The 15,329-nt window shown below is 46.5% G+C and carries 2 protein-coding genes; one reads left to right on the forward strand and one right to left on the reverse strand.

Annotated elements, in window-relative coordinates; all coding sequences use genetic code 11:
* Nucleotides 1-47: 47 nt before the first annotated feature.
* Nucleotides 48-416, reverse strand: a complete 369-nt coding sequence (locus NF867_RS14525) for a methylglyoxal synthase (RefSeq protein ID WP_252588956.1) — start codon at nt 414-416, stop codon at nt 48-50.
* Nucleotides 417-693: 277 nt separating this feature from the next.
* Between NF867_RS14525 and NF867_RS14530 the strand changes: the two genes are divergently transcribed.
* A partial coding sequence (locus NF867_RS14530) for a Calx-beta domain-containing protein (RefSeq protein ID WP_252588959.1) occupies nt 694-15,329 on the forward strand: 14,636 nt, incomplete at its 3' end.

The following is a 15,329-nucleotide window of genomic DNA, read 5'->3' on the forward strand; positions in this document are numbered from 1 at the left end:
TCTGCGGGCTATGTTGTCATTGGTAGAGGAGTCGAAGGATACGTTTTTTAATGCTTAAGTCCCATTATTAACAGTTCGGCCGTTGCCGGATTGCTTGCCAAAGGCACATTATGCACATCGCACTGACGCATAAGCATCATGATATCCGGTTCATGCGGATGGGCATTTAAAGGATCCCTGAAAAATAAAACCATTTTGGTAATACCTTCTGCTACACGTGCGGCAATTTGAGCATCACCACCTAGCGGTCCTGAAAGAAACCTATGTACATTTAATCCTAAGTTTTCTGCTATTTTGCCGGTGGTTCCAGTGGCTATCAATCGGATGTGATCTTGTTTAAAGACTTCCAGATTTTTGGTCAGAAAAAAATTCATCTCATCTTTTTTTCCATCATGAGCCACAATTGCTATTTCCATATAGTATAGTTTTTTGAAAAAATAACCGAAAATTATTCTGAATCGTTAGTTCAATAGGTTCGAAAGTGGTTGAAAATTAAGCACTAACAAACCACAGATTCATAGCCTCCCCTGTTTTTCTTTTGCGCTTAATTTATTAAATTTAATAGATAGGATAGTATACAATATTGATATGATGATACTTTTTTACGCACTTTAAGCGCTTTCCAATCTCGGTATCAGCCTTCTCTCAGCCACAGCGGTGCGTTCAATACATTAATAACCCCTTATTTTTTGTATGCACCATACTGTACATAGAGCCCGATTTATATTTCTTCTAATAATTCTCTTTTTTACCTCGACAGTAAAGGGTCAGTTTACTATAAATGAGCCATTAACTGGAAGTTCCATTACCGGTATTACACTGGGAGGGAAGGCTCGTTTAACCGGTACCGGTCAATCGGGAGCTGATCCTATAGGACAGGGCTACCTGAGGTTAACTGAAGATGCCAATAATCAGGTTGGATGGGCTTACATTAACCAGTCGTTTACGCCCGATATGGGTGCCATTATTGATTTTGAATTCCTGTCGTGGGGAAATAGTAGCAGCAAAGCTGATGGCTTTTCAGTTTTTTTGTTTGATGCCAGTTATGATATTAATAACAGCGGCCCCAAAAAATTTGCCATTGGAGCCGATGGAGGATCCTTGGGATATGCCCAAAAAACAGGTGTAGCAGGACTTACCGGGGGCTATGTAGGAATAGGAATCGATGAGTTTGGCAATTTCATTATTAGTTCTGAAGGTAAAAATGGGGGTATAGGCGGGTCAAACTTACTACCCGACGCAATTGCTATTCGAGGACCTTCGAGTAATTATGCTTACATCGGAGGTACCCATTCGGGTGTTACGGGTAGTCCAATGAAAGGTGTAAGTGTGGATTATAATACGACTACCTCAATACGTCCAACTTCTGCCCAATTCTACCGCAGGGTGCAAATTTTATTAGAACCAGTTAGTGGTGCGGGATTTAAAATATCTATAAAACTTAAAACAAGTCCAACCGGAGATTTTGTTACCATTATACCTTCAATAAATTCTTCTCTGTTAGCTAATCCGCCAGCCAGGCTACGTGTCGGCTTTGCCGGCTCAACTGGTGGGTCGAAAAATGTTCATGAATTACGCAACTTATTTGCCACCACCAGCAATAACCTTTCTGTTACTAAACTAGGCCCTTCAGGAGTTGATAACCAAACGACATTTTCTTACACCATTGATGTTCAAAACGGCTCGGGTACCGATGCCAATAATACAATCGTGAGAGATACTTTGCCACCCTCTTTTTCATTGGTAAATAGCTCATTCTCTTCATCTAATGCTCAAAATGCAGGTGTTGTAACGGCTAATGGCAATATTTTAGAATTGCGTGCTACTACCTTAAAAGCAAATAGTTCCGGCACTTTTACGCTTACTGGTAAACTCAATGAAACAAGTGGAACATTGAGTCAAATAACCAATCTTGCCAGGGTTTATTCTCCTACGGGGTTTATTGATTTGGATCCGACTAATGATGTTTCAAAAATAACTACAATAATCCGACGGCCTGATTTAAGTATTGCTAAGACTCATAGCGGTAGTTTTGTCAGAGGAGGGAGTTACAATTTTACGATAAAGGTTAACAATAATTCATCAGCCAATGGCAGTACAGCCAATCAGGTTCAGGTTACTGATGTTCTTCCTGCAGGGTTAACTCCACAAGGTTCAACATATGCTTCAAATGGATGGGCAGTTACTGTAAACGACCAAACAGTAACCGCTGTAAGGTCTGATGCGCTCACTCCGGGAAGTACCTATCCTGATCTGGTCATTCCAATTAAAGTCGACCAAACGGCCGCATCTTCTTTATCCAATACGGCATCAGTGAGTGTAGCCGGAGAAACTACCACATCAAATAACTCATCAACTGATGTGGTACAGGTTATTTCACAGACTGATATTTCGGTTGAAATATCAGATAACTCAACATCTTATACTCCAGGGGGTACAGGTTCTTATGTCATTACCGTTCGTAATGTCGGTCTGACCAATGCAGGCAATATATCTCTTTCAAATACCCTGCCTCTCGGAGTGACTATAAACGGTGCAGTTACTGGGAGTGCTACTGGCGGCTCAATAGGAACAATTTCGGGGCCTATTGGAGGCAATAAAATAGCTATAACCGGAGCAAGCTTACAGGTTGGAACTGGAAATACATTGGTTTTTACAGTACCAGTTAGTTATGCAGTTAGCCTTACTACAGATCCTTTAGTAAATACAGTTACGGTGGCGGAGGCAAGTGAACCTGCTAATGCGGTTGGAAATAATACAGCAAATGATTCAGATACCCGAAATGGGCAGTCGGATCTTAATCTGGAGCAGATCACACCAAATGTAAGCTCAATGAAACGATGTGACAATGCGGAGCTCACTTTTCAAATCCGAAATAATGGTCCGGTGAATGCTATCTCAGGCCTGAATGTGCAGTTCCCACTTCCGGATGGGTTAACTTTTGATAGCGCTACCCAAGGAGGCTCTTATAATTCTTCAACAGGAATTGTAACCATTAATTCAACGGCTAACTTGCCTGTAGGCTCAATTGTTTCATTGGTATTAAAGGCTATAGTAAAACCAGATGCACCTGTTTCTATTCCTTCGGTGGAGGCTACGGTCGCACCAAATTCTCCAAATGTCGACGCAATTCCTGCCAATAATAAAAGAAACACTCCGTCAATTTCAATTGGCTCATCACCTTCAGGAATACTGTCAGGAACTCAAACTGTATGCTCGGGAACAACAGCTTTGCTTACGCTTAACTTAACTGGAAACCCGCCTTGGAACATTGTTTATTCTGATGGAACAACCGATTTTTCAATCAATAATATCAACAACGCTTCCTATTCATTTTCGGTAAGCCCAACAGCAACTACCACATACACCCTTAAAAGTGTTGATGATGGAACAACAGACTGTGGGTATAATGTTACAGGGAATGCAGTAGTAACGATTACACCGGCAATTGGCAATAATACAATAACCGCAACCTCCTCATTAAATATTTGTTATGGAAGCAATCCATCATTAATAAACGGATCCATTCCAACAGGGGGAAGTGGAGGGTATTCTTACCAGTGGCAATCTAGTTTAGATGGCACAAATTGGTCGAATATAACCACGGCAGGTCAGAATGCTAACTATGATCCGCCTGTATTGCCTCAGTCAGCTTATTATCGAAGAACTATCACCTCTGGAGCGTGTATTAACCCATTAGCAAGTAATGCTATTCGTTTTGCTGTTTCTCCTATACCTCTGTTAACAATTGTCAGTGTTCCTTCAATTCTTGAAGGTAACTCCGGTACTACTGTCGCTAATTTTCAGATTGAACTTAGTCAGTCCGTTAGCTGCGATGTGAGTGTTAATTATGCAACTTCTAATGTGACAGCTTTGGTGGGAGAAGATTACGTTGGCACCTCTGGAGTATTAACTATTCCTGCAGGAAGTACTTCTGCTACTATTCCAGTTACTGTAAACGGTGATATAAAATTTGAGCCCGACGAAACCTTCACGCTAACCTTGAGCAATCCGGTAAACACTACGATTAATACAACGACCGCCACCGGCACGATCCGTAACGACGATGCGATTCCGACGGTATCAATCAATCCGGCCAGCCAGTCGCTGAGCGAAGGTACGGGAGCGGGCAGTACTACGGCCGCTTTAACAGTAACGCTAAGCAACCCGAGCGCCCAGACGATCACGGTAGACTACAGTACTTCGGCCAGTACGGCCACTTCCGGGGTGGATTATACTTCTGTCTCCAACATCACCCTAACGTTTGCCCCCGGCGAGACAAGCAAGAACATCAGCATTGCCATTACCCGGGATAATATCAAAGAGAGTGATGAGCAGTTTTCGGTAGTGCTGAGCAATATCAATAACGCCACGGCCGGCAGCCTTACCGGGCAGGTAACGATCACCGACGATGATGCTGTGCCAACGATCAGTATCTCTGCAGCCTCGGTGAGTGAAGGCAATACGGGAACCACGGCTTTAACGTTTACGGCCACGCTCGGCAACCCTTCGGCTAGTGCGGTGAGCTTTAATTATGCTACGGCCAATGGCACGGCCAGTACAGCCGACAACGATTATGTGGCCATCGCGAGCGGCACGCTGAGCTTCGCCGCAGGAGAGCTCAGTAAAACGATCACGGTGTTTGTCAACGGGGATGTGAAGTTCGAGGCCAATGAAACCTTTAGCTTGCAGCTGAGTAATGCAGTCAATGCTACCCTGGGGCAAACAAGTGTAACGGGCACGATCACCAACGATGACCAGGTGCCTCATCTCACTGCCAGCGCCTTTTCGGTGAAAGAGGGCAATAGCGGAATCACTTCGCTGACGATCAAGGCCCGGCTAACCAACCCGAGTTCTCAGACCATCAGCTGGAACGGCAGCTCGAAAGACGGTACAGCTACAGCTGCCGATAACGATTACCATGTGTTTGTAAATATTCCCTTTACGCTGCCTCCGGGTGTGACGGCTAAAGACACCACCTTGTTTGTCATAGGTGATACGAAGTTTGAAGAGGATGAAACGTGGTTCGTAACACTGAGTGATGCTCAGAATGTGGTACTCGATATTGTGGATGTCCCACTGACGATCGTTAACGACGATGCCCAGCCGGTGGTGAATGTAGCCTCCCTGTCGCAGAATGAGGGTAACAGCGGAGCGACCAACTACGACTTTCATGTGGTGCTGGACCATGCCAGCTACCAGCAGGTAGAGGTGGATGTGGCCACAGCCAACGGTACGGCCACCACAGCCGATAATGACTACCAGGCCAGCAGCTCCCATGTGGTGTTTGCACCGGGCGAAACCGATAAGGTGTTCACGGTGGTGGTGAATGGCGACACCAAGCGAGAGGCGGACGAAACCTTCACGCTAACCTTAAGCAATCCTGTTAACACTACGATTAATACAACCACGGCCACGGGCACGATCCGCAACGACGACGCCCTCCCGACGGTATCGATCAATCCTGCCAGCCAGTCGGTGAGCGAAGGTACGGGAGCAGGCACTACCACAGTTAATCTTACAGTAACGCTAAGCAACCCGAGCGCCCAGACGATCACGGTAGATTACAGCACGGCAGCAGGTACAGCTACCTCCGGGGCGGATTATACTTCTGTCTTCAACCTCACCTTAACGTTTGCGCCTGGCGAGACAAGCAAGAACATCAGCATCGCCATTACCCGGGACAATATCAAAGAGAGTGATGAGCAGTTTTCGGTAGTGCTGAGCAATATCAATAACGCCACGGCCGGCAGCCTTACCGGCCAGGTAACGATCACCGACGATGATGCTGTGCCAACGATCAGTATCTCTGCAGCCTCGGTGAGCGAAGGCAATACGGGAACCACGGTTTTAACGTTTACGGCCACGCTCGGCAACCCTTCGGCCAGTGCAGTGAGCTTTAATTATGCTACGGCCAATGGGACGGCCAGTACAGCTGACAACGATTATGTGGCCATCACGAGCGGCACGTTGAGCTTCGCCGCAGGAGAGCTCAGTAAAACGATCACGGTATTTGTCAACGGTGATGTGAAGTATGAGGCTAATGAAATCTTTAGCTTGCAGCTGAGTAATGCAGCCAATGCTACCCTGGGCCAAACAAGCGTAACAGGCACGATCACCAACGACGACCAGGTGCCTCATTTAACTGCCAGCGCCTTTTCGGTGAAAGAGGGCAACAGCGGACTCACTTCGCTGACGATCAAGGCGCGGTTGTCGAACCCAAGTGATCAGACCATTAGCTGGAACGGCAGTTCGAAAGACGGTACGGCCACGGCAGCCGATAACGATTACGGGGTGTTTGTAAATATTCCCTTTACGCTGCCTCCGGGTGTTACGGCCAAAGACACCACCTTGTTTGTCATAGGTGATACGAAGTTTGAAGCGGATGAAACCTGGTTCGTAACACTGAGTGATGCTCAGAATGTGGTGCTGGACATCGTGGATGTACCGCTGACGATCGTTAATGACGATGCTCAGCCGGTGGTGAGCCTCGCCTCCCTGTCGCAGAATGAAGGCAACAGCGGAGCGACCAACTATGACTTTCACGTGGTGCTGGACCATGCCAGTTACCAGCAGGTAGAGGTGGATGTGGCCACGGCTAACGGTACGGCCACCACAGCCGATAATGACTACCAGACCAGCAGTGCCCATGTGGTTTTTGCACCGGGTGAAACCGATAAGGTGTTCACGGTGGTGGTCAATGGTGATACCAAGCGAGAGGCGGATGAAGCTTTCACCGTAACGCTAAGCAATCCAATAAATGCAACAATTAATACCACTACGGCTACCGGTACGATCCGCAACGACGATGCGATCCCTACGGTATCGATTAGTCCGGCCAGCCAGTCGCTGCGCGAAGGTACGGGAGCGGGCAGTACTACGACCGCTTTAACAGTAACGCTAAGCAATCCGAGCGCTCAGACGATCACGGTGGATTACAGTACTTCGGCCGGCACGGCCACTTCCGGGGTGGATTATACTTCTGTCTCCAACATCACCCTAACGTTTGCCCCCGGTGAGACAAGCAAGAACATCAGCATTACCATTACCCGGGACAATATCAAAGAGAGTGATGAGCAGTTTTCGGTAGTGCTGAGCAATATCAATAACGCCACAGCCGGCAGCCTTACCGGGCAGGTAACGATCACCGACGATGATGCTGTGCCAACGATCAGTATCTCTGCAGCCTCGGTGAGCGAAGGCAATACCGGAACCACGGCTTTAACGTTTACGGCCACGCTGAGTAATCCTTCGGCCAGTGCGGTGAGCTTTAATTATGCTACGGCCAATGGCACGGCCAGTACAGCCGACAACGATTATGTGGCTATCACGAGCGGCACGCTGAGCTTCGCCGCAGGAGAGCTCAGTAAAACGATCACGGTGTTTGTCAACGGGGATGTGAAGTTCGAGGCCAATGAAACCTTTAGCTTGCAGCTGAGCAATGCAGTCAATGCTACCCTGGGGCAAACAAGTGTAACGGGCACGATCACCAATGATGACCAGGAGCCTCATTTAACTGCCAGCGCCTTTTCGGTGAAAGAGGGTAATAGCGGAATCACTTCGCTGACGATCAAGGCGCGGTTGTCGAACCCAAGTGATCAGACCATCAGCTGGAACGGCAGCTCGAAAGACGGTACAGCTACAGCTGCCGATAACGATTACCATGTGTTTGCGAATATTCCGTTTACGATGCCTCCCGGTGTTACGGCCAAAGACACCACGCTGTTTGTCATTGGCGATACGAAATTTGAACCCGATGAGGTATGGTATGTGACGTTGAGTGATGCACAGAATGTGGTGCTGGATATTGTGGATGTGCCGCTGACGATCGTTAACGATGATGCTCAGCCGGTGGTGAGCCTCGCCTCCCTGTCGCAGAATGAGGGTAACAGCGGAGCGACCAACTACGACTTTCATGTGGTGCTGGACCATGCCAGTTACCAGCAGGTAGAGGTGGATTTGGCCACAGCCAACGGTACGGCCACCACAGGCGATAACGATTATCAGGCCAATACCGTCCATGTGGTGTTTGCACCGGGCGAAACCGATAAGGTATTCACGGTGGTGATTAATGGTGATACCAAGCGAGAGCCCGACGAAACTTTCACGCTAACCTTAAGCAATCCTGTTAACTCCACAATTAATACAACGACCGCCACCGGCACGATCCGCAACGACGACGCCATCCCGACGGTATCGATCAGTCCTACCAGCCAGTCGGTGAGCGAAGGTACGGGAGCGGGCAGTACTACAGTTAATCTTACAGTAATGCTAAGCAATTCGAGCGCACAGACGATCACGGTAGACTATAGTACTTCGGCCGGTACGGCCACTTCCGGGGTGGATTATACTTCTGTCTCCAACATCACCCTAACGTTTGCCCCCGGTGAGACGAGCAAGAACATCAGCATTACCATTACCCGGGATAATATAAAAGAAAGTGATGAGCAGTTTTCGGTAGTGCTGAGCAATATCAATAACGCCACGGCAGGTAATCTTACGGGGCAGGTAACGATCACCGACGATGATGCCGTGCCAACGATCAGTGTGGCCGCCGCTTCAGTAAATGAAGGCAATACCGGAACCACGGCTTTAACCTTTACGGCCACGCTCGGCAACCCTTCGGCCAGTGCGGTGAGCTTTAATTATGCTACGGCCAATGGCACGGCCAGTACAGCCGACAACGATTATGTGACCATTGCGAGCGGCACGCTGAGCTTCGCCGCAGGAGAGCTCAGTAAAACGATCACGGTGTTTGTCAACGGGGATGTGAAGTTCGAGGCTGATGAAACCTTTACCCTGCAGCTGAGTAATGCCACCAATGCTACCCTGGGGCAAACAAGCGTAACAGGCACGATCACCAATGATGACCAGGTGCCTCATTTAACTACCAGCGCCTTTTCGGTGAAAGAGGGTAATAGCGGAATCACTTCGCTGACGATCAAGGCGCGGTTGTCGAACCCAAGTGATCAGACCATCAGCTGGAACGGCAGCTCGAAAGACGGCACGGCCACGGCAGCTGATAACGATTACCATGTGTTTGTGAATATACCGTTTACGCTGCCTCCGGGTGTTACGGCCAAAGACACCACCTTGTTTGTCATAGGTGATACGAAGTTTGAAACGGATGAAACCTGGTTCGTAACACTGAGCGATGCACAGAATGTGGTGCTGGACATAGTGGATGTACCGCTGACGATCGTTAACGACGATGCTCAGCCGGTGGTGAGCCTAGTCTCCCTGTCGCAGAATGAGGGTAACAGCGGAGCGACCAACTACGACTTTCATGTGGTGCTGGACCATGCCAGTTACCAGCAGGTAGAGGTGGATGTGGCCACAGCCAACGGTACGGCCACCACAGCCGATAATGACTACCAGGCGGGCAGCGCCCATGTGGTGTTTGCACCTGGGGAAACCGATAAGGTGTTCACGGTGGTGGTCAATGGTGATACCAAGCGAGAGCCCGACGAAACCTTCACGCTAACCTTGAGCAATCCGGTAAACACTACGATTAATACAACGACCGCCACCGGCACGATCCGCAACGACGACGCTATCCCGACGGTATCAATCAGTCCTGCCAGCCAGTCACTGAGCGAAGGTACGGGAGCAGGTAGTACTACGGCCGCTTTAACAGTAACGCTAAGCAACCCGAGCGCCCAGACGATCACGGTAGATTACAGTACTTCGGCCGGTACGGCTACCTCCGGGGCGGATTATACTTCTGTCTCCAACCTCACTTTAACGTTTGCGCCGGGTGAGACAAGCAAGAACATCAGCATCGCCATTACCCGAGATGATATAAAAGAAAGTGATGAGCAGTTTTCGGTGGTGCTGAGCAATATCAATAACGCCACAGCCGGCAACCTTACCGGGCAGGTAACGATCACCGACGATGATGCCGTGCCAACGATCAGTGTGGCCGCCGCTTCAGTAAATGAGGGCAATACCGGAACCACGGCTTTAACGTTTACGGCCACGCTCGGCAACCCTTCTGCCAGTGCGGTGAGCTTTAATTATGCTACGGCCAATGGTACGGCCAGTACAGCCGACAACGATTATGTGGCCATCACGAGCGGCACGCTGAGCTTTGCCGCAGGAGAGCTGAGCAAAACGATCACGGTGTTTGTCAACGGCGATGTGAAGTTCGAGGCTAATGAAACCTTTAGCTTGCAGCTGAGCAATGCAGTCAATGCTACCCTGGGCCAAACAAGCGTAACAGGCACGATCACCAATGATGACCAGGCGCCTCATTTAACTGCCAGCGCCTTTTCGGTGAAAGAGGGCAACAGCGGAATCACTTTGCTGACGATCAAGGCGCGGTTGTCGAACCCGACAGACCAGACCGTTAGCTGGAACGGCAGCTCGAAAGACGGTACGGCCACGGCAGCCGATAACGATTACGGGGTGTTTGTGAATATACCGTTTACGCTGCCTCCGGGTGTTACGGCCAAAGACACCACCTTGTTTGTCATAGGTGATACGAAGTTTGAAACGGATGAAACCTGGTTCGTAACACTGAGTGATGCACAGAATGTGGTGCTGGACATAGTGGATGTACCGCTGACGATCGTTAACGACGATGCTCAGCCGGTGGTGAGCCTCGCCTCCCTGTCGCAGAATGAGGGTAACAGCGGAGCGACCAACTACGACTTTCATGTGGTGCTGGACCATGCCAGTTACCAGCAGGTAGAGGTGGATGTGGCCACCGCCAACGGTACGGCCACCACAGCCGATAATGACTACCAGGCGGGCAACGCCCATGTGGTGTTTGCACCGGGGGAAACCGATAAGGTGTTCACGGTGGTGGTCAATGGTGATACCAAGGATGAATCGGATGAAACATTTAATATTTCACTTACAAATCCAATAAATGCCAGTGCTCCTGCAACATTCATTCAAAATACGATTGTTAATGATGATGCTCAACCAGTAGCTACGATAGCTGATGTAAGCATGATTGAAGGAAATGCAGGGCAACAAACACTGATGATATTTACGGTTCAACTTAGCAATACTTCCGATAAGGTGATTTCGATGAACTTCTCAACTACTGACGGAACGGCGGTTTCAACTGGTGCCGAGAAAGATTACCAGGCGGTTATAGGTCGCTTGCAAATTCCTCCGAATACATTAACCGGTACAATTGCGATTCCGATTAACGGAGATCTGACCTTTGAAAATGATGAAACCTTTTCATTGATTGTAAATAATCCAACTGCTGTAGATTTTCCGCAAAATGCAGCTTCAGTTATAGCAGTCGGAACTATATTAAATGATGACGGAATTCCTTCGGCATCCATATCAAATGTTTCGGCCAATGAAGGAAATGCGGGAACGAACAATTTTAATTTTCTGGTAACGCTCTCAAATCCTTCAACTCAAACTATTACTATTGATTATGCTACCCAAAATGGAACAGCGCTTACAACTGATAATGATTATGTTTCTCAAAGCGGGACATTGACTTTTGCCGCTGGCGAACTTTCAAAACTTGTAAGCATTCAAGTGAATGGAGACCTTAAATTTGAAAGTGATGAAAATTTTACGGTTAATTTAAGTAATGCATCAAACGCCAATATAATTACGCCGCAAGGTACGGCAACAATAGTTAATGACGATAACCTGCCTATTATTTCAATTGTTAACAGTGCCTCGGCTTTAGAGGCGAATGGCAAAATTGACTTTGCAGTTAACCTTTCAAATCCAACGGATAAAGATATTAGTTTGGTCTATTCAGTTACTGATGGAACCGCTACAGTTGCCGATAATGATTACGTTGGAGGATCAAATTTAATAGTATTGATTCCTGCCGGATCAACAACTGCCACACTTGCAGTACCGGTTAATGATGATACTAAGAACGAAAATGACGAAACCTTCACGGTAACACTGGTTTCGGCAGACAATGCGACATTAAGTGCTTCGGCAATATCGATTGGTACCATCTTGGACGATGATCAACGTTCAATTATAAGTATGGCCAATGTGGCGGTAAATGAAAGCTCAGGAAGTGCTGTAGTAACCTTAACATTAGACAAAGTTTCGGGTAAAGATATTCAAGTGAATTACGCCACTTCCAATGTTACTGCGCGGTCTCCTAATGACTTTACAGCCGTAAGTAGTACCCTTACAATACCTGCTGGCACAGCCTCAATTCAAATTTCCATACCTATAATTGATGATGCATTGAACGAAAATGATGAAACGTTTAGGTTTAACCTGAATGGTCCGGTGAATGCCATTTTATCAACCACTTCAGTTGTAGTTACCATAATTGATAATGATGCTTTGCCGACATTAAGCTTTGGCGGTAATGTAAGCCTCCTCGAAGGAAATACTGGAGTAACCGATTTTGTGTTTACGGTACAGCTTAGTGCCGTAAGTGGAAGGGATATAAGCTTTGCCTACCAAACCAACGATGTTACGGCTAATGCTCCTTTTGATTATGTTACATCTTCCGGAATAATAACCATTCCGGCAGGTTCAACTCAGGCAAGTATAACAATAGCCGTTAACGGCGATTTGTCTAATGAGGCTGATGATACCTTTTCAGTTTCAATTGCTAATCCGGTGAATGTTTCCTTAGGAAGTGTGGCTGTGGCTACCGGAACCATAGTAAATGACGATGCCTTGCCAACGCTATCAATTAGTGATGCCTCGGTAGTAGAAGGAAATACAGGCACCACCCTAATAACTTTTGATGTAAGCTTAAGTGCTCCGAGCGGACGTCCTATCACATTGACCTATAGCACATCGAATGGAACAGCTACGGGAGGCTCGGATTTTATTGCGGTTAATAATGCGCAATTGGTAATTCCAGCCGGCACTCTGCATGCAAAAGTTACTATTGAAGTAATTGGAGATATAATTACCGAAGGAGATGAAACATTTACGGTTAAAATTACCTCAGCTGATTTTGCCGATTTAGTTTCACCTGGAGCAAAACCTGTAGGCACGGGAACTATCATTGGTGATGACGGTCAGCCAATATTAACGGTGAATGACATTACCGTTGATGAAAATGCCGGAACGGCTACGTTCACTGTGGCATTGGGAGGTAATCCTACAAGTCAGGATGTGACAGTTGATTATGCAATAACTAACGGAACAGCAGAAGTAAATAGTGATTATAATGCGAGTAATTTGCTTACAGGGTCTTTAACTTTTCCAACAGGAGGAACGTTAACTCAAACGGTTACGGTTAATATAGTAGATGATACTATTGATGAAGATGACGAAACCTTCTTATTAACCCTCTCAAATGCCAATGGAGCCGTAATTAGCAGAGTAGGGGGAGTTTGTACAATTATTGATAATGATGATCCTCCTTTGGTTAGCATCAATAATATAAGTCAGGCAGAAGGCAATGGAGCAGGAGCGCAACCCATGACCTTTACAATTTCCCTGGATAAGCTGAGTGGAAAACCAGTTGATATTAGTTATTCTACTTCGGAGGTCTTAGCGGGCTTTAAGGCAACCTCAGGGATTGATTTCACTGCTACTCAAGGAACCATTACAATTCCTGCTGGATCTTTAAGTGTAACTGTTGATGTTCCAATTGTCCAGGATGCAATATTTGAAAACGATGAAACTTTTGAGGTTAATTTATCGGCTCCGGTAAATGCCAATTTGGGAATCGCAACAGGTACAGGAACTATAGTAAATGATGATTCAGTGCCAGTACTAGCTTTTCTGCCTCCTGCATCTGTATTTGCCGAACCTGATCTTACCACCGGACAAGAACAACATGTTATAACTGTAACCGGTTCCGGACAAACAGAACTGCCAATTACCTTTATTTATTCATTTGCTAATGGAACGGCAACTAATGGAGTCGATTATTCGGGAATAACTGATACAATTACCTTTATTCCTCCTGCATTAACCGATACTTATACGTTTGATATTCCGGTTGATATTTTGGCAGATGATATAAAAGAGCAAATGGAGACTTTTAATATATCCCTAAGCAGTCCTATAAATGCAACCATTCCCACAGCAACTGCCGAAAAAACGGCAAGCATTACAGATGTAACTGCAGCTCCAGAAGTAACATTGAGTGTAGATAAAACCTCGGTTTTTGAGGGTGAAAGCGCGAGCGTTACCGCAAGTTTAAGTCGTTCTACTTATGAAGATGTAACAGTTACTTATACCGTGCGTGGTACTGCAACCGAAGGCACCGATTATACCATAGCTAAAACAATAACGATTCCGGCTGGTGCATTATCGGCTTCAGTTTTTCTTAATTCATTAACAGATAATATTCATGAGCAAAACGAAACGATAATTATTGATGCTCCGGTAACTGTTGTTGGAGGCGAAGCAATCGCTAATGCAACCCAACAATCATTAACAATAACAATTGCAGATCAAACTTCATCTCCTATAGTAACGATTCAGTTTGATAAAACTTCAGTAAATGAGGGGGATGCTGCAGTATTAACACTCTCACTTTCAAATCCAACTTTTGAAGATGTTGTGATCTCATTGAATTTGGCCGGAACAGCAATTAACCCCAATGACTATTCTGCTGATGCAACTAGTGTAACCATTCCGGTGGGCCAAATAAATGCATCGGTTAATTTTATAAGTGTTGTTGATAACCTGGTTGAGCCTAATGAAACGGTATTGGTGTCAATTGGAGCAGTTACAGGTGGTGATGCAACCTACCAGGGAACACAGACTCAATTGCTTAGCATTGTTAATACCGATATTGGCACCCAAACAGCAAATAACGCTGTAACTACCACTGAAGATATAGCATATCAATTTGTTTTGAGTGACTTCCCCTTTACAGCAACGGTACTTCGCATGTTTGATCATATAACTATACTTAAACTGCCCATTTTGGGTAGTCTGACACTTTCAGGTGTGCCGGTAGTTATTAATCAGCAAATATTGGCCACAGACATTGTTAACCTTACTTATTTACCAAATTCTGATCTGTTTGGAACGCCACTTGACGTGATAGGTTTTACGGTTACTGATAATTTCAACAATGAAAGCGCAGCAGCCTTGCTTGCAATTAATGTAACACCAGTTAATGATCCGCCTGTTGCTTCAACTCCATTAAGTTTTGTAATAGATGAAGATATTTCTTTGGAGGGGCATCTTTTAGCGACCGATGCCGACGGCGATGCACTCACATTCAGCAAAACCACCGATCCTGCCAATGGAACCGTTACCCTTAATGCCGACGGTTCATTTACCTATCTGCCAAATCCGAATTATAACGGTACTGATACGTTTACGGCTACGGTGAGCGATGGCAATGGCGGCACCGCCCTCATTACAGTGAATATTAGTATAAATCCGGTCAATGATGC

It is taken from the genome of Solitalea agri, assembly GCF_023914155.1.
In the GTDB taxonomy this organism is placed as follows: domain Bacteria; phylum Bacteroidota; class Bacteroidia; order Sphingobacteriales; family Sphingobacteriaceae; genus Solitalea; species Solitalea agri.